A 17,409-nucleotide genomic window follows, 5' to 3' on the forward strand; every position below is an offset into this window, starting at 1 on the left:
GCCGGTGGACACGTGTCCACCGGCCCCGGCCGCTTCGTCCGCTCACGCCAGGAGCTTGTCCTTGGCCTTCTGGTACTCCTCGTCGGAGATGGCGCCCCGCTCCTTCAGGTCCGCCAGTCTCGCCAGGTCCTCGACGTGGCTGCGGCCGCCGCTGCCGCCCTCCGCAGGCGTTCCGGCCGCCGCGTCCCGGATGTAGGCCCGGACCGCCGCGTCGGCCTGCTGGGCCTGTTCGACGTCCCGCTTCCCCATGCCCTGGCCGCGGGCGATCAGGTAGGCGAGGATGCCGATCAGCGGCAGGATGATCACCAGGATCAGCCAGCCGGCCTTGCCCCAGCCGCTGAGGTCATGGCTGCGGAAGATGTCCGTGATGATCTTGAACAGCAGGAAGAACCAGAGGATCCAGAGGAACAGCTCCAGCATCGTCCAGAAGATGTTGAGCACCGGGTAGTCCACGGCCAGTGACGCGGCCAACGAATAGGTGTCCATGGCCGAGTCATATCACCGTAAAACGGATAGTTCCCTCTTCTGTTCGGCCGTTCCGGTGGTCTTCCGGCCCGACGGGAATATCCCGGACCGGGAGTGACCTCGGGCCGGGAGCCGCCTCGGGCTGGGGGCATGGCTCGGGCGGGGGCCGGCTCAGGGCTCAGCCCCGCCCGGCCCGCCGTCGCAGCTCGACCGCCAGCCCGATCAGCTCGCCCCACCAGGCGTCGTGCCCGCCGAGCAGCAGCCGCTGCGCCTCGGCTGCCGGGACGGCCCGGACCTCGACCACCTGCTCGCCGTCCGCCGGATTGGTCGGCGTGGAGTCCAGTTCGACCTCACCCCAGCCCCACAGCCAGGCCTTGTCCGGGTGCGGCTGCCACGGCCGGTACGGCACCAGGTCCTCGGTGTGGCAGCGGTGCGCGCCGAGCCAGGCCGGCTCGCCGAGCAGCCGGGCGCCGGCCTCCTCGCGCAGCTCCCGCGTCAGGCAGTCGGCGACGGACTCGTCCTTCTCCCGGGTCCCGCCGGGCAGGAACCAGTGGTTCCGGTCGTCCCGGCAGAGCACCACGTCACCGTCCGCGAACCCGACCAGGTGGATGTTGGTGACCAGCTCGTCCGGCGGCAGCAGGGTGGAGAACTGCGCGTCGTAGCGGCCCCAGGCCCAGTACTGCGGCGCGTGCAACGCCGGGAACAGGGCGGCGAGTTCGGCGGCTCTGGCGGCCGTGTCGGTGTCGGTGCGGTCCGTGGTGTCGGTCATTCCGTGATCGTAGTGCCGGCCGGGAAACGGCGGGGGGCGCCCTGGTGGACGAGGGCGATGTCGGAGGTGGAGATGGCGCGCGGCCGCCGGCGCACCGGTTCGACCGGGGTGTCGACCCAACTGCCCAGGGAGATCTCGGCGGTGATGCCCGGCCCGAACCCGGCGATCAGGCCGGTGGTGCCCTCGGCGACCCCGCCGTCGGCGAACAGCCGGGCCAGGGCGTCGAAGACGACCGCGCTGGCGATGTTGCCGCGCTCGGTCAGCGTGGCCCGGCTGTAGCGGAAGGTCGACGGCTCCAGGTTGAGGAAGTGGCAGAGGTCGTCCAGGATCCGCGGGCCGCCGGCGTGCACGACGTAGAAGCCGAGTCCGGAGACGTCCCAGCCGTGCTGTCCGGCCAGGGTGCGCAGCGCGGGGGCGAGCATCTCCATGGTGCCGGGCACCCGTTTGTCCAGCTGGAAGTGGAAGCCGGTGTCCTTGACCCCGTACGAGATCCAGCCCTCGGTGTGCGGGACGAGGTGCGAGCCGTTGCGCTCGACGTGCACCCCGCGGCCGCCCCGGCCGCGCATCACCACGGCGGCGACGGCGTCCCCGAACAGGCCGTTGGAGAGCAGCGAGCCGACTTCGAGGTCGCTCGGCTGGTAGCAGAGCGAGCAGAACTCGCAGGCGACGATGAGCACGTTGGCGCCCGGGTAGGCGCGGCAGAAGTCGTGGGCGCGGTTGACGGCGGCGCCGCCGGCCGCGCAGCCGAGCTGGGCGATCGGCACCTGGCGGGTGTCGGAGCGGAAGCCCATGGTGTTGATCAGCCAGGCGGTCATCGACGGCATCATGAAGCCGGTGCAGGACACGTAGATGATCAGGTCGATCTCCTGGGCGCCCAACTCGGCGTGGGCGAGGGCGCGTTCGACCACCTCGGGGACGCGGCGCTTGGCCTCCCGCTCGTACACCTGGTTGCGCTGGGTGAAGCCCGGGTGGGTGAGGGTCTGCTCGATCGGCTGGACCAGGTGCCTGGTGCGCACCCCGGTGTTCTCGATCAGCCGCAGGGCCAGGCCGAGTTGGGGGTGGCCGGCGTGCAGGGTGCGGGCCAGGTCGAGGGTCTCGTCGAGGGTGATGACGTGCTCGGGCACGGCGACGGCGGGGCGGCAGAGTGTGGGCATGGGTGTGTGGGTCTCCCCGGTGCGGGAACGGTGTGGCGAAGGGGAGTGGGCTACCAGGCGATCGGCAGGGTCTGCGGGAAGCGCCAGATCGAGCCGGATTCCCAGTCGAGTTCGGCCGGGTCGACGGCCAGTCGCAGCCGGGGGAAGCGGCGCAGCAGGGTGCCGATCGCGACCTGGAGCTCCATCAGGGCGAGGTGCGAGCCGAGGCAGCGGTGCTGGCCGTGGCCGAAGGCCATGTTGACGGGCCCGTCGGTGCGGTCCAGGCGCAGCTCGTCGGGGTGCTCGTAGACGGCCGGGTCGCGGTTGGCGGTGAGGTAGGAGACGTGCACGGCCTCGCCGGCCCGGATCAGCACGCCGCCGAGCTCCACGTCCTCGGTGGCGATCCGGGCGATGCCGGGGCCCTGGCGGAACGGGATGAAGCGCAGCAGCTCCTCCAGGGCGCGGGGCAGCTCCTCGGGCCGGGCGCGCAGCTTCGCGAGCTGCTCGGGGTGGGTGAGCAGGGTGTAGGTGATGTTGCTCAGCTGGTAGGTGCTGGTGTCGTGGCCGGTGACCAGCAGGACCATCGCCATGACGGCCAGTTCGTCCGGGTCGAGCAGGTCCTCGCCGTCGCGGGCGGTGGCGAGCGCGCTGATCAGGTCCTCGCCGGGGTGGGCCCGGCGTTCGGCGGTGAGCTCGGTGAAGTAGGCGCGCAGGCCGGCCTTGGCCTCTTCCTGGCCCTCGCGGCTGCCGGGGCCCATCCGCATCATCGCGACCGCCCGGGCGCGCAGTTGGTCGCGGTCCGGTTCGGGGATCTCCAGCAGTTCGCAGATGGTGTGGAGCGGGAGCCGGGCGGAGAGGAAGTGCGCGAGGTCGGCGGGGGCGCCGTGCTCGGCCATCTCGTCGAGGAAGCCGTCGACGATGGCCTGCGTCCGGGGGCGCATCCGCTCGACCTGGCGGTTGGTGAAGCCCTGGGCGACCAGGCGGCGCAGCCGGTTGTGCTCGGGCGGGTCCATCAGGTTGATGGACTCGGCCTGGGCGATGGTGGCGGGCGTCATCCGCGGCAGGTCGCGCCCGATGCCCGCGGCGCGGCTGAACCGGCGGTCGGTGGTGACCAGTTTGACGTCCTCGTAGCGGGTGGCCAGCCAGGCCTCGCCCGCGCCGTACGGCAGTCGGACCCTGGCGATCGGGGCCTCGGTGAGCAGCCGCTTGAGGAGGGGGTCGAACTCCAGGCCGTCGGTGTGGTGGAAGGGGCAGTCCCACACGGGGGTGCTGGTGGTCACGGGCCTGTCCAATGGTCTTCGTCCTGCGGGGGTGGTGCCGCCCGGACGGTGTTCGTCGCTCCGGTCGCGGATACGCAGATGCTCCCCCATGGACTGGCAAAAATGTGAATCCTTCGAGCTGTTCCCCCTAATGAGTGAGCTACCTGATTGTCATGCGAATCATCCTGGCGAGGAGGGGAATTGACGGTCAGTCGTTCGCGCCGGGTGCGACCAGTCCGGTCTCGTAGGCGAGCACCACCGCCTGGGCCCGGTCGCGCAGGTTCAACTTGGCGAAGATCCGGGCCACATGGGTCTTCACGGTCGACTCGCTCAGGGTCAGTTCGACCGCCAACTCGCCGTTGGACAGGCCGCGTCCGAGCAGGCCGAGCACCTCCACCTCGCGCGGGGTGAGCGGCGCGAGGTCGCGGTGCAGCCGCGGCCCGTCGGCGCCGCGCGCGGCGGGGTGCGGGGCGCCGGTCGCGAAGCGCTCCACCAGCCGGCGGGTGATCGACGGGGCGAGCAGGGCGTCGCCGGTGTCCACCAGCCGTACGGCGGCGGCGAGGTGGGCCGAGGTGACGTCCTTGAGCAGGAAGCCGCTGGCGCCGGCGGACAGCGCCGCGTAGACGTAGTGGTCCAGGTCGAAGGTGGTCAGCATGATGACCCGGCAGCCGGGCACCGCGGCCAGGATCCGGCGGGCCGCCTCCAGGCCGTCCATGGTCGGCATCCGGATGTCCAGCAGGGCCACGTCCGGCCGGTGCAGGGTGGCGGCGGCCACCGCCTCGGCGCCGTCGCCGGCCTCGGCGACCACGTCGATGCCGCGCGCGGTGAGGATCATCCGGAAACCGGTGCGGACCAGCTCCTGGTCGTCGGCGATCACCACCCGGGGGCGGCGCTGCTCCTCGGGTCGCACGGTGCCCTCCAGGGCGTTCACGGTCTCCTCCGGGGCGTTCACGGTGTCCTGGGCGTTCACGCTGCCCTCCGGGACGTTCACGGCGTTCACGGTCGGTCCAGCGGGCGCGGCCGGTCCAGCGGGATGCGGGCGCGGACCCGGTAGCCGCCGCCGAGCCGGCGCCGGGCGTCCAGGTCCCCGCCGTACACGGCGACCCGCTCGCGCAGGCCGATCAGCCCGCGCCCGGCGCCGTCCGCCTGCCGGAGGGCCGGCGCGGGGGCGGACCCGCCGGAGAGCACGCTCGGGCCGCTGTTCAGCACCTCCACGCGCAGGTAGTGGTCCGCGTACCGCACCGTCACCTCCGCCGTCACCCCGTCCCCGTGCTTGAGCGCGTTGGTCAGGGCCTCCTGGACGATCCGGTAGGCCGTCACGTCGACGCCGCCGGGCAGCGGGCGCGGCTCGCCGGAGACCCGCACCTCCACCGGCAGCCCGGCGAAGGCGAAGCGGTCGATCAGCGGGCTCAGCCGGCTCAGGCTCGGCTGCGGCGCGAAGCCGTCGCGCTCCGGTTCCTCGCTGCCGTCGGCGGCCGGGGCGAGCAGGCCCAGCAGGTGCCGCAGCTCCGTCATGGCGTCCCGCCCGGCGGCCTCGACCGCTCCCATCGCGGCCGCCGCCTCCTCCGGCATGGTGGCCAGCACCTCGCGGGCGGCCCCGGCCTGCACCACCATCAGGCTCACGTTGTGGCTGACGATGTCGTGCAACTCGGCCGCGATCCGCGCCCGTTCGGCGTCCACGGCGGAGCTCGCGGCGCTCTCCCGCTCGCGTTCCAGCAGCCAGCCGCGCTCGCCGATGGCCGCCCGGTACAGCCGCCGCGCCCGTACCAGCGCGACGCCCAGCCAGCCGGCGGTCGCGCAGGCGGTGCCCGCCGTCGCGACCGCGATCCAGTCCGTCCCAGTTCCCCACACGGCGCCAGCTTCCCAGGTCGGAGCTTGATCGACATCATCCGGGGGTGCCGCCCGCGTACATCCCGGGTACTACGGCGACCTGCGGTTACACCCGGGGTGGGACGCCCGGCCCGGGAGGCCGCGCCTACCGTCGTCGACCATGAGCAACGACCACGACGGGACCACCCGGCCCGACGACGCGCCGTACGTCGTCGAGCTGTCCGGGGTGCACAAGGAGTTCGGCGACGCCAAGGCGCTCGACGGCGTCGACCTGCGGATCCGCGCGGGGGAGGCGGTCGCCGTGATGGGCCCCTCGGGGTGCGGCAAGTCCACCCTGCTGAACATGGTGGCCGGGCTGGACCGGCCCAGCGCCGGCACCGTCCGGGTGCAGGGGCAGGACCTCGGCGGGCTGAACGAGAACGGCCTGGCGCTGTTCCGCCGCCGCCACATCGGCATGATCTTCCAGTTCTTCAACCTGATCGACGACCTCCCGGCCCTCGACAACGTCGCCCTGGCCGCCCAGCTGACCGGCACCAGCGCCAAGCAGGCGCGCCGCCGGGCGCTGGAGCTGCTGGACGAACTCGGCGTCGCGCACCGCAAGGACGTCTACCCGGCCACCCTCAGCGGCGGCGAGCGCCAGCGCGTCGCGGTGGCCCGCGCCCTGATGAACCGCCCGGCGCTGCTGCTCGCCGACGAGCCGACCGGCGCGCTGGACAGCCGCTCCGGCGAACAGGTGATGGACCTGCTGATCGACCTCAACCAGATCGGGCAGACCCTGCTGATCGTCACCCACGACCCCAACCTGGCCACCCGCTGCGCCAGTCGGCTGGTCGAGGTCGCGGACGGCAAGGTGGCGCGCGAGCGGATGCTGGAGAGCTCATCGTGAACAGTGCCGTGTGGCGGGCCTCCCGGGCGGCCGTGAAGCGCCGCCGGGTGCAGACCATCGTGATCGGCCTGGTGGTCTTCTGCTCCACCGCGACCGTGCTGCTCGCCCTCGCGGTGATCAGCGCCGCCCGGGCCCCGTTCGACGCCGCCTTCGAGGGCGAGCGCGGCGCCCACGTCAGCGCCCTCTTCGACCCGGCCAAGGCCTCGGCGGAGCAACTGGCCGCCACCGCCCACCGGCCGGGCGTGGAGGCGGCCGCCGGGCCCTTCGACCAGGCCGTGGTGACCATCCCCACCGACTGGGTCGGCCGCCCGCCGGGCCCGCTGGCCCTGGTCGGCCGGCCCGACCCGGCGGCCGCGCCGGTGGACCGGGTGGAGGTGCTGTCCGGCCGCTGGGCCACCGGCCCCGGCGAGGTGGTCATCAACGCGGGCGGTGGCGGTGGGACTCGGTTCCTCGGCACGTCGCTCACCACCAGCACCGGGCTGAAGCTCACCATCGTCGGCTTCGCGAGCGGCATGAGCCAGTCCGCAGGCGGCTGGGTCACCCCCGAGCAGGCGGCCGCCCTGCACCCCACCGGGCGGCAGATGCTCTACCGCTTCACCGACGCGGCCACCGAGCAACAGCTCACCACCTCGCTCGCCAACGCCACCGAGGGCCTGCCCGAGGACGCCGTCGAGAGCGGACAGTCCTACCTGGTGCTCAAGCAGGCCTTCTCGGCCGGCGCCGACACCTACCTGCCGCTGATGACGGTCTTCGGCGTGCTCGGCCTGGTCGTCGCCGCCCTGATCGTCGGCAACGTGGTGAGCGGCGCGGTGGTCTCCGGCTACCGGCACATCGGGGTGCTGAAGTCGATCGGCTTCACCCCGCGCCAGGTGGTGACGGTCTACCTGACCATGGTCTCGGTGCCCGCCGTCGTCGGCACCGTCCTCGGGACGGTGGCGGGTTGGGCGGCCTCGTACCCGATCCTCAAGGCCGCGTTCAGCGGGATCGCGACCGGTACCGCCGTGATCGAGCCGGCCGGCTGGCTGCCCGCCGCCAGCCTGCTCGGCGTGCCGCTGCTGGTCGCGCTCGCCGCGTTCGTCCCCGCCTCGCGGGCTCGCAGGTTCTCCGCCGCCCAGGCCATCTCGGCCGGCAGCGCCCCGCGCGCCGGGCGCGGGCTCAAGGTCCAGCGCTGGCTGGGCGGCACCCGGCTGCCGCGCGCCGTCAGCCTCGGCCTCGGCCAGCCCTTCGCCCGCCCGGCCCGCACCGCGCTGACCATGGCGGCGATCGTGCTCGGCGTGGTGACCGTGACCGTGACCACCGGGGTGAGCAGCACCCTGGCCAGGTCGATGTCCGCGCCCGACGGCAGCACCCACATCGACGTGCTGACCAGTGCCTTCTCGGAGAACAAGATCACGCCCCGGCTGACCCCGGAGCAGACCGAGGCGATGCTGCACGCCACCCCCGGCGCCGAGCAGGTCTCCGTCCGCAGCCTGGTCAGGGTCGGCATCGTGGGCCAGCCCCAGCTCGTCTTCGCCAACTTCTACGGCGGCGACGCCATGGTCGACCACCAGCGGCTCAACGTGGTCGAGGGACGCCTGGCGACCGGGCTGAACGAGATCGAGGCCGGGCCGGCCTTCCTCGACCAGCACGGGCTCAAGCTCGGCGACCGGATCACGCTGGTCCTGGACGGCCGACAGACCACGGTCACCCTGGTCGGCAAGGAGCTCGAGGGCAACGCCAACGCGATCACCTCCAACGACGCCACCAGGGCCCTGCTCACCCCCGATCCGCACGTGGTCGAGTACGACGTGAAGCTCGCCCAGGGCGCTGACGCCGCGGCCTACCAGAAGGCCGTCACGGACGCCGACCCGAGCCTGTCGGTCTCGGTGAGCACCCAGGGGTCGGTGGGGCCCGTCGTCGCGATCAAGACCTTCAGCACGACCTTCACCGTTCTGCTGTCCGTGGTCGCCGCGCTCGGCGTCTTCAACACCCTGCTGCTCACCATCCGCGAACGCCGCCGCGACCTCGGCATGCTGAAGTCGATCGGGATGACGCCCCGGCAGGTGGTCGCGATGACGATCACCTCGGTGGCCTGGCAGGGCGTGGCCAGTGGGATCATCGGCATCCCACTCGGGATCCTGGTGCACCGGCTGATCATCGAGCACGTCCGGATCATCGCCTTCACGGACTCGATGATCGACGTCTGGGGCGCCCCGCTGCTGGCCGCCCTCGCCCTCGCGGGCGTCGCGATCGCCGTCCTCGGCGCGCTCGTCCCGGCCCGCTCGGCGGCCCGGCTGCCGATCGCCGAGGTGCTGCACAACGAGTGAGCCCGCCCGGGACGCGGCGGACGCGACGAACGGACCCGGGTGGCCGGGCGGTCGGGGGGCCGGGCGGTCGGGCGGCCGTGCGGTCGGGCGGTCGGGCGGTCGGGCGGGGAACCGCCCGGCCGGTCCCGGCGTCCCACTTCCCGTCGACACCGGGGGAGTTGAGGCCAATGACCGCCAGCCGTACGGGAACCGGCCTGCGGGCCGTCGCCACCACGCTCAGCGTCGTCGTGCTGTTCCGGCTCGGCCAGAGCCTGCCGCTGCCGGGCGTCGACCCGGCGGTCCTGGGCCGGGTCGCCGACCGCACCCTGCCGGGCGACCAACTGCGCGGCCTGGTCGACCTGCTGACCGGCGGCGGGCTGTACCGGCTGGCGCTGCTCCCGTTCGGCGTTCTGCCGGTCCTGCTCGCCCGGGCGCTGGTGCTGCTCCTCACCCGGCTGCACCCCAGGCTCGCCGCGCTGCGCCCCGAGCACCTGGGCGGCAGCCGCGCCGGGATGCGGCGGCTGGAGACCCGGACCACCCTCGCCCTCGGCCTGCTCGGCGGCCTGGCGCTCGGGCTCGTCGCCGACTCCGGGCGGCTGCTGCCGTCCCCGGCCGCGGCGGACGGCGTGCTGCGGCTGCACGGCGCGCCCGCCGTCGCGGTGATCACCGGCTGCACCGCGGCCGGCGCGATGGCGGTGCTCTGGCTCGCCCGGTGGCTCAGCCGGCGCGGGCTCGGCGACGGGGTGTCGGTGCTGCAGCTCGTCCAGGTGCTCGCCGTCCTGCCCGGCCAACTGTGGGCGGTGGAACGGGAGTCGGGCCCCGGCGGCTACGCGCTGGTGCTCGCGGCGGCGCTGTTCGCCCTGCTGGCGACCACCGCGCTGGTGATCGCCGGGCGCAAGGGCGAGCGGCGCATCCCGGTCCAGTACGCCCGGCGCCTGATCGGGGTCCGGTCGGGTGGTGAGACCCGCTACCTTCCCCTGGTGCTGAGCCACCGCGGCTTCGTCCCGGCGGTGACCGCGGCGCTGCTGCTGGCGCCCTTCCCGCTGCCCCGACTCCCGTACCTCGCCCTGCTGTTCGTGCTCGCGGCGATCGGTGCCGGGCTGGCCGTACGGGCCGACCGGTCGGCACTGGGGGGTGCCGACGCGCTGCTGCGCACCGGGGGGTTCGTGCCCGGGATCCGGCCCGGCCGGCCGACCGTCGAGTTCCTCTCCTACCTGCGCCGACGGCTCGCCGTGGCCGAGGTGCTCGGCACCGGACTGGTCGCCGTACTGCCCGCGCTCGCCCTGACCGCCGTCGACGCGGGCGACGGGTACGCGTTCAGCGGCGCGAGTCTGCTGGTGGCGGCGGGCGCCGCGCTCGGCGCCGTCGGGCCGGTGATGCGGGACCTCCGACGGGCGGAGCTGCCGCGCCGTTACGCCGAGTACGTGAGGCAGGCCGAGGGGTGAGCGTCGGAGCGCCTATCATCGCGCCATGGCCACCGCTGAGCTGATCCGCATCGTGTCCCGCTCCTCGCCCATGGCACTCGCCCAGGTCGACCGGGTCCGCGCCGAACTCGCCGCACTGCACCCGGGGTTGCGCACCGAGGTGGTGCCGGTCACCACCTCCGGCGACCGCTGGACCGGGGACCTCGCGGCCCTCGGCGGCAAGGGCGCGTTCACCAAGGAGGTGGACGCCGCGCTGCTCGCCGGGGAGGCCGACGTCGCCGTGCACTGCCTCAAGGACGTGCCCGCCGACCGCCCGCTGCCCGCCGGCACCGTCTTCGCCGCCCACCTGCGCCGCGACGACATCCGCGACGCACTCGTCCACCCCGGCGGTCTCACCCTGGCCGAACTGCCGCCCGGCACCCGGATCGGCACCTCCTCCGTCCGCCGGATCGCCCAGCTCGCCGCCTCCCACCCGCACCTGGAGTGCGTGCCGATCCGCGGCAACGCCAACAGCCGGCTCGCCAAGCTGGCCGCCGGGGACGTTGACACGCTGCTGCTCGCCGTCTCCGGACTGGAGCGGATCGGCGAGCGGGCCAGGATCACCGAGGTCCTCCCGGTCGAGGAGATGTGCCCGCCGATCGGCGCCGGCATCCTCGTACTGCAGTGCCGCGAGGACGACGCGGCGACCATCGAGGCCGTCACCGGGCTCGGCCACCACGACACCTGGCGCGAGGCGGCGGCCGAGCGGATGTTCCTGCACGTGCTGCAGGGCCACTGCAACAGCCCGATCTCCGGCTTCGCCAAGGCCGAGGCGGACGGCCGGCTCTCGCTGCGCGGCCGGGTCTTCACCCCGGACGGCAAGCGGGTGCTGGACGCCCACGAGTGGGCCGGCGCGCTCACCCCGGAGGACCTCGGCACCTCGGTCGCCCTCGCGCTCAAGCGGCAGGGGGCGCACGAGCTGATCTCCTCGATCCCGCACTGAGGCCGACCGACACAAACCGCTGACCTGCAGTGACATTGACCTGCAGTGTCATCTGCTCCGCGAGGGCGGGGACCGGTACTCGGTCCCCGCCCTCGTCGGGTCTCAGCGGTGGGTCGCGGCCTTGCGGCGGCGTGCGACCACGAACAGCGCGCCGCCGACGGCGATGGCCGCCGCGCCGGTGCCCGCGATCAGGAGCGTGCCGTCGCTACCGGTGTGGGCGAGGTCGCCGCTCAGCGCGCGGGCGCTGGGGGAAGCGGTGCTCGCGGCCGAGGCCGTCGTGCTCGGGGCCTGGCCCGGCGTCGAGGGCGTGGCGGTCGGCCGCGCGATCGGCGGGGCGGAGGTCGGGCGGCTGCTCGGCGTCGGGCCCTGCGACGGCTCCGAGGTCGGAACCGGGCCGGGGATCGAGCCGCTCGCCTGGGCGCCCAGCTGGACCGAGACCGACTCGTGCGACGGGTCCGGTTCGAAGGACAGCTTGGCGATCGTGGCGCCGGTGCCGTACAGGCTGTCCTGGTCCTGGAGCGTCACCTGGACGGTCGGCGGGGTGCCGGCGTCGACCGACAGCCCGAACGGGAACACCTTCTCCAGGCCGTTCGCCACCCAGATCGGGGACTCGCACAGGTACTTGTCCGGGTGGGCGACCTGCTTGCCGTTCTCCCAGGTCTTGGGTCGGCAGCCGTCCGGGACCTTGGTCACGGTGACGCCGGCGGGGATCGCGGCCTGGACGGTCACGACCGCGTCGCCGCTGCGGTAGAAGATCGAGGCCGGGCCGTTGTTGCGGAAGCCGACCGACAGCGTGCCCTGCTTGGCGCCGTTGGGCTTCCAGGCGCCGAGCGCGGAGAAGTCGGCGGTGTTCGTGGCCTGCACGTTCTGCTCGACGTGGTTGTCGTAGCTGGTGCGGGGGGTGCTGAGCAGCTCGGGGTCGTTGGCCGGCTTGGCGGTCAGCGCCGGGCCGGTGCCGCGCTGGAAGGTCAGGCGCTTGCGCCAGTCCGAGATCTCGGAGAACTGGGCGTCCTCGGTCGGGGACACCGTGATGTCCGCGAAGGTGTACCAGGCGCTGTTGGTGATGCCGAGCTGCAGCGGGTCCAGGGCGACCACCTGGCCGGGCGCGACGGTGGTGTCCACGGTGCAGATCGCGATGGAGTCACCGGGCCAGGTCTTGTCGCCCGAGCTGCCGTCCGGTGCGGACGCGAACTCGCAGTTCGACGGGCGCTGCTTGAGGTCGATGCCGGAGATGGCGTCGACGGTCACCACGACCTTGCCGGCCGGCAGGTCACCGACGTTGGCGAACTCCACCGACGGCGTCAGCACGGTGCCGGGCTTGACGTTGTTCCGGTCGGCGAGCGGCTTGGCCTTGAAGTCCGGCCCGCCGACGTCGACCCGGACGTCCTGGCTGGCGCTCTGCGCGTTGGACGCCGTCAGCTTCAGGTGCAGCACTCCGTGGCTGCCCGGGGTCGCCCCCGGTACGGCACTGAGCCACGGGTTGGCGAGGATGTTGATCCGGTCGAAGTTCAGTTCGTGCTGGTCGCACGTGATGGTCTTGCCCGCGGTCGCGCAGCCGGGAACGGTCAGGTCCGCGACGCCGGCCAGGTCGGTGGTGTCGAACACGACCTTCACGTCGTGCGCGGTGCCGGAGCCGATCCGGCCGATCTCGATGTGCAGGTTCTCGCTGCCCCGACTCGGCTGTGCAGGCTTGGTCGGGATCTGGACGGTGGAGTTCGAGACTCCGGCGAAGGTGAGCTTCAGGTCGTCCGCGTGCGCCGGGACGGCGGTCGCCCCGAGGACGACGGCGGCGATGGTGAAGGGCGCGTAGAGCGCGCGTCTGCGCGAGTTGCGCATGTGGAAGGTCCCCCTGGGGTCGTGGCGGGCATGCCGGGACGGATCTGCCAGGACGGGCATGCCGACGGGAAGAACTACTCGACCGGTGGAGCGGTCCGCAATTTCCGTCGGGGTGACGCCTTCTCAGATGTGGTTGATCGGGTAAGGAATGTCCGAAAAGCACACTCTGTCCCGGTGAAGATTTTTGCCGCCCTTGGAAATCCCGTCATCCGGCCGTTACCCGGCCGCTGAGCCCCGTCCCCGTTCACTCCGACCGGCTCTCGCTCACCGTCGTCCGGAGCGAGCCGGGGTGACTACCGAATCCGTCAGCGGTTGACCACCGAGGCCCGTGGCGGCCCGTGGCGGTCCTTGGAGGTCCGGGGCGGCCGGTAGTTCTTTGCCTTTCCGAACTGGCCCCGCGGGCGTACAGCTGAGATTATTCTGCTTGCGGGGTCAGGCAGCTGAGGTTTACTCAGGTGCTGTCGGCCCCCGCAGAACGTGGAACGCGCACGCCGGGGGTGGACGTGGAGGCGTTGAGACCCACCGACCCGACGACGGTCGGCGGCCGCTACCGGCTGCTGGCCCGGCTCGGCAGCGGCGGGATGGGGGTCGTCTACCTGGGGCGCTCGCCCGGCGGACGCCTGGTCGCGGTCAAGTGCGTGCACTGGGACCTCGCCACCGACCCCCGCTTCCGGCTCCGCTTCACCCAGGAGACGGAGGCCGCCCGGCGGGTCGGCGGCTTCCACACCGCCCAGGTGGTCGACGCCGACCCGGACGGCGACCCGCCCTGGCTGGTCACCGCCTACATCCCCGGCCCGTCCCTGGAGGCGGCCGTCGCCGCCCACGGCCCGCTGCCCGAACCCGTCCTACGGGTGCTCGGCGCCGGACTGGCCGAGGCGCTGGCGGCGATCCACGCGGTCGGACTCGTCCACCGCGACCTCAAGCCCTCCAACGTGCTGCTCGGCGACGACGGGCCGCGGGTCATCGACTTCGGCATCGCCCGCGCCCTCGACGGCGCCTCGATCACCCGCACCCAGACCGTCATCGGCACCCCCGGCTACATGGCGCCGGAACAGATCGCGGGCGAGCCGCTCACCCCCGCCTGCGACCTGTTCAGCCTCGGCCGGGTGCTCTGCCACGCCGCCGGCAGCGCCCCGTACGGGCACGGCGGCAACCCGCAGGTGCTGCTCTACCGGATCATGCACACCGAGCCCGACCTCGGCCAGGTGCCCGAGGCGCTGCGCCCGCTGGTCGCCGCCTGCCTGGCCCGCCGTCCGGAGGACCGGCCCACCCCCGCCGAGCTGGTGGAGCGGCTCGGGCCGCCCGGGTACCAGGGGCCGACCGGGTCGTGGCTGCCGGAGGCGCTGCGGGTGCGGTCCGCCGTCCCGGAGGCACCGCTGCTGGCGCCTGGGGCCGGTGCGCCCGAGTCCGGTGCGCCCGGTTCCGCTGCGCCCGGGCCCGCTGCCCCCGGGTACGAGGGGCCCGGGTTTGAGGGGCCCGGGGCGCCGGGCGGGCTGCCCGGCCGGGTGCCCTCGACCAGGGTGCCGACCCTGCTGGGCGCGGACCCGTACGGCGCCGGCGGCTGGGCGCGGACCGAACCCTCCGAGGCGGCGGCCCGGCGGCGGCGCCGGGCGCGGCGGCTCTGGGTGCTGCTGCCGAGCGCGTTGGCGGTGGTCGCGGCCGCCGTGCTGGTGCCGGTCTACCTGCGGCACGACGACGGCGGCGGCACCGGGCTGGACAACGGCGGCTTCGTGGTCGCCGAGGACGGCGGCGGCCCGCCGGACTGCGTGACCGGCGGGTCCGGCGGAGCGGGCGGTACGGGCGGTACGGGCGGTACGGGCGGTACGGGCGGTACGGGCGGCGACGCGAGCGCCAACCAGGGCCCGCCCGCGGCCGTGCCGAACGGCACCCCGCACGCCTCCGGCCTGCTCACCCCGGCCGACCGGGACACCCTGACGCTGGGCCGCTCGCTGGTGCTCAGCTGGGACAAGGCCGGCGCGGTGACCAAGGTCTTCACCCGGCGCGGCACCCAGCCCTGGCAGGCCTCCGGCTGGCTCACCTCCGCCGACTGCACCTTCAAGCCCACCGAGGCGGGCGTCTACCAGTGGGCCGTGGTCGGCGCGAACGCCTCCAACGGCAGCATCGGCAGCGGCTGGAGCGCCACTCGCTACCTCAACGTGCAGCCGGACCGGAGCCAGGCGACCAACCCGGTCAAGGCCGCGCCCTCGGCCCCGATCCCGGTCTTCCCGAAGGACCAGCAGGTGGTTCCGGTGGGGAAGCCGGTCGAGTTCAGCTGGGCGAGCGCCGGTACGACCTCCACGGTGAACATCCTGACGCCGGGCGCCACCGCATGGGACCACCTGCCCTGGCAGGCCGCGCTGAGCACCACGTACACACCGAAGCTGCCCGGCGTCTACATCTGGACGGTCTACACCTCGGGCCCCGGGGACTGCGCGGGCGGGCCGTTCACCGGCGGGGGCTGCGTCAGCGGGGGGAGCGAGCAGCGGTACCTGGTCGTGCAGTGACGGCCGCTCAGTCCGTCGCCACCCGGGCCCGGGCCACCCGCCGGAGCACCGGCCCCAGCGCCAGCCCCACCGCCGCCCCCAGGACGATCCCCTGCACCCCGTCCCAGACGTCCTGCACGTCGCAGGCCCGCCCGATCGACGGCACCGCGTACTGCACCGCCGACACCGCGAACGGCAGCACCGCCGCGCCGAGCAGCGCCACCACCGCCCGCCGCCTCGTCCCGGCCAGGGCGGCGGCGAAGCCGACCGGGGCGTAGGTCGCCAGCTTGAGCTCGATGTGCCGCACGTGCAGCAGCTCGTACGGCGAACGCGGCCGCGCCCCCTGGACGGTGCAGTGCCGCACGGCGTCCGCGGACAGCCGGAACGCCTCCGGCAGCAGCGTCGCCACCACGACTCCGCCGAGCCCGAGCAGCAGGAGGAAGCCCACCACCCAATGGGCCCGCAGCAACCGCCCCACCGGCCGGTTCAGCAGCGCCGCCGGTACCAGCGAGAGCAGCAGCCCGGGCCAGAACATCGGCATCCCGCCGAGCACCGCACTGATCACGCCTCAAACGGACGCGCCGAACGCCCGTCCGGTTCTGGCGTCGGCGGGTCGGCCTCAGTCCCCTTCCAGCAGTGGGAACAGCCGGGTGACGGCGGCGACCGGGCGGGCCCCGGCGGGGCGGGCGGCCGGGTCGGCCTCGCGGTCGCGGTAGCGGGCGAGGATCCGGCGCACCTCCGCGCCGACGGCGGCCAGTTCGGCCGGGGTGAGGTGGACGACGGCGCTGAACGCCTCGTCCTGCTGCCACTCGGCGGGTGCCTCGGAGCGCCGGGCCAGCCAGCGCCGGTGGCTCTCGTCCTCCAGGCCGCGGGCGAGTTCGCCGAACTCGTCCGGGCTCTGTTCCTCGCTCGGCTCCTCGCTCTGCCCCGGCTCGGCCCGGGGGAGACGCCAGGGGCGGGCCCGGCCGTCGAGGGCGGGTGCCTCCTCGATCAGCCCGTGGCGGGCGAGCTGGCGCAGGTGGAAGGAGCAGAGCCCGGAGCTCTGCCCCAGGTGGGCGGCGGCCTGGGTGGAGGTGAGGGTGCCGTGTTCGGCGAGGAGCGCCAACAGGGCGGTGCGCACCGCGTGTTCGGGGAGGGTCCCGGATCTGACGAGGTCTTCGGTCACTTTGCAAAGTCTGCTACTTTGCAAAGCTGACAGCAAGTCCGACAGCAAGTCCGACAGCTAGTCCGACCGCACGTCCGGCGTCTCGTCCGGCATCACGTCGGACGGCAAGTCCATCGAAGGGGAGCACCCGTGTCCGAGCTGCGCGAGCGTCCGACCGTCCTGAGGATCACCGAGGTGGGGGAGGAGATCCTCCGCCGCACCTGCCGCACGGCGACCGAGCAGGACTTCGGCACCGAGCGACTGGCCCGGCTGATCGACGACATGTTCGCCACCATGTACCTCGCCGACGGCTGCGGCCTCGCCGCCAACCAGGTGGACGTGGACCTGCGGCTGTTCGTCTACGACTGCACGGACGAGGACGGCGTCCGGCACGTCGGACACGTGCTCAACCCGGTGGTCGAGGAACAGGAGCCCGGCCGCCGGCTGATCGAGGACGTCGAGGGCTGCCTGTCCGTGCCCGGCGCCAACACCCGACTCGCCCGCCCCGCCCACGCGGTGGTGCACGGCGTCGACCAGCACGGCGAGCCCGTGGTGATCGAGGGCGCCGGCTACTTCGCCCGCTGCCTCCAGCACGAGACCGACCACCTCAACGGCGGCCTCTACCTCGACCGGCTCTCCGCCCGCGACCGCAAGCGGATGATGAAGCAGACCGCCGACCGCCGCGAGAAGGTCTTCGCCGAGCGCGCCGCCCGGGCCGCGAAGGCCTAGGGCCCGTCTTCAAACTCCCGCCTGCGGGCCGACGCCGGGGCACGCACCTCGCCGCGTTGTCGTCGGTCGCCGATGGCCCCCAGCCTTCGGCCGGGAGGTGCCCCCACCGCATGGACTCCCTCCTCCGCCTTGCGATGCACGCACCCCAACGCCGCCCCGCCCGCCCTCCGGGCGAACGACGGGA

General features: G+C 73.6%; 15 protein-coding genes. 6 read left to right on the forward strand and 9 right to left on the reverse strand.

The window, feature by feature from the left end:
• Positions 1–42: 42 nt before the first annotated feature.
• The 6 genes from AB0F71_RS22400 to AB0F71_RS22425 all read right to left on the reverse strand — a co-directional run bounded on the left by AB0F71_RS22400 (position 43) and on the right by AB0F71_RS22425 (position 5,477).
• Positions 43–486 carry an SHOCT domain-containing protein gene (locus AB0F71_RS22400; protein ID WP_360237227.1) on the reverse strand — a complete coding sequence of 148 codons (444 nt, stop codon included), beginning with the start codon at positions 484–486 and terminating at the stop codon, positions 43–45.
• Positions 487–643: 157 nt separating this feature from the next.
• Positions 644–1,234, reverse strand: coding sequence for an NUDIX hydrolase (locus tag AB0F71_RS22405; RefSeq protein WP_360237229.1), 591 nt, complete (start codon positions 1,232–1,234; stop codon positions 644–646).
• Positions 1,231–2,388: a type III polyketide synthase gene (locus AB0F71_RS22410; RefSeq protein ID WP_360237231.1), complete on the reverse strand. Its 1,158-nt coding sequence runs from the start codon at positions 2,386–2,388 to the stop codon at positions 1,231–1,233. Before AB0F71_RS22410 ends, AB0F71_RS22405 begins: the two co-directional genes overlap by 4 nt.
• 50 nt (positions 2,389–2,438) lie before the next feature.
• Positions 2,439–3,647: a cytochrome P450 gene (locus AB0F71_RS22415; protein ID WP_360237233.1), complete on the reverse strand. Its 1,209-nt coding sequence runs from the start codon at positions 3,645–3,647 to the stop codon at positions 2,439–2,441.
• 187 nt (positions 3,648–3,834) lie between these two features.
• Positions 3,835–4,461, reverse strand: a complete 627-nt coding sequence (locus AB0F71_RS22420) for a response regulator transcription factor (RefSeq protein WP_360237439.1) — start codon at positions 4,459–4,461, stop codon at positions 3,835–3,837.
• Positions 4,462–4,622: 161 nt separating this feature from the next.
• Positions 4,623–5,477, reverse strand: coding sequence for a histidine kinase (locus AB0F71_RS22425; protein ID WP_360237235.1), 855 nt, complete (start codon positions 5,475–5,477; stop codon positions 4,623–4,625).
• Between the two features lie 139 nt (positions 5,478–5,616).
• On the opposite strand from AB0F71_RS22425, the gene AB0F71_RS22430 reads away from it, so the two are divergent.
• The 4 genes from AB0F71_RS22430 (at position 5,617) to hemC (ending at position 11,033) form a co-directional block, all read left to right on the forward strand.
• Positions 5,617–6,342, forward strand: coding sequence for an ABC transporter ATP-binding protein (locus tag AB0F71_RS22430; RefSeq protein WP_360237237.1), 726 nt, complete (start codon positions 5,617–5,619; stop codon positions 6,340–6,342).
• Positions 6,339–8,648, forward strand: coding sequence for an FtsX-like permease family protein (locus tag AB0F71_RS22435; RefSeq protein WP_360237239.1), 2,310 nt, complete (start codon positions 6,339–6,341; stop codon positions 8,646–8,648). Before AB0F71_RS22430 ends, AB0F71_RS22435 begins: the two co-directional genes overlap by 4 nt.
• Positions 8,649–8,815: 167 nt before the next feature.
• Positions 8,816–10,072 carry a hypothetical protein gene (locus tag AB0F71_RS22440; RefSeq protein ID WP_360237241.1) on the forward strand — a complete coding sequence of 419 codons (1,257 nt, stop codon included), beginning with the start codon at positions 8,816–8,818 and terminating at the stop codon, positions 10,070–10,072.
• 25 nt (positions 10,073–10,097) lie between these two features.
• Entirely contained in the window at positions 10,098–11,033 is a 936-nt protein-coding gene (gene hemC, locus AB0F71_RS22445; RefSeq protein ID WP_360237243.1) for a hydroxymethylbilane synthase, read from the forward strand.
• 102 nt (positions 11,034–11,135) lie between these two features.
• On the opposite strand, the gene AB0F71_RS22450 is transcribed toward hemC, so the two are convergent.
• Entirely contained in the window at positions 11,136–12,869 is a 1,734-nt protein-coding gene (locus AB0F71_RS22450) for an LPXTG cell wall anchor domain-containing protein (RefSeq protein ID WP_360237245.1), read from the reverse strand.
• 512 nt (positions 12,870–13,381) lie between these two features.
• Here AB0F71_RS22450 and AB0F71_RS22455 point away from each other — a divergent pair.
• Entirely contained in the window at positions 13,382–15,373 is a 1,992-nt protein-coding gene (locus AB0F71_RS22455) for a serine/threonine-protein kinase (RefSeq protein ID WP_360237247.1), read from the forward strand.
• A 7-nt stretch (positions 15,374–15,380) separates the two neighbouring features.
• Here AB0F71_RS22455 and AB0F71_RS22460 read toward each other — a convergent pair whose 3' ends face one another.
• On the reverse strand, positions 15,381–15,917 hold the full coding sequence (locus tag AB0F71_RS22460; protein ID WP_360237249.1) for a hypothetical protein: 537 nt from the start codon (positions 15,915–15,917) through the stop codon (positions 15,381–15,383).
• Between the two features lie 54 nt (positions 15,918–15,971).
• Positions 15,972–16,517, reverse strand: coding sequence for a winged helix-turn-helix domain-containing protein (locus AB0F71_RS22465; RefSeq protein ID WP_360237251.1), 546 nt, complete (start codon positions 16,515–16,517; stop codon positions 15,972–15,974).
• 129 nt (positions 16,518–16,646) lie between these two features.
• Here AB0F71_RS22465 and def point away from each other — a divergent pair, with 129 nt between their 5' ends.
• The gene (gene def, locus AB0F71_RS22470; protein ID WP_360237253.1) at positions 16,647–17,225 is read left to right on the forward strand and encodes a peptide deformylase; all 579 of its coding nucleotides are present in this window, start codon (positions 16,647–16,649) and stop codon (positions 17,223–17,225) included.
• The last annotated feature ends 184 nt before the right edge of the window (positions 17,226–17,409 follow it).

Origin of the sequence: Kitasatospora sp. NPDC028055 (genome assembly GCF_040637885.1) — a bacterium.
GTDB lineage: Bacteria > Actinomycetota > Actinomycetes > Streptomycetales > Streptomycetaceae > Kitasatospora.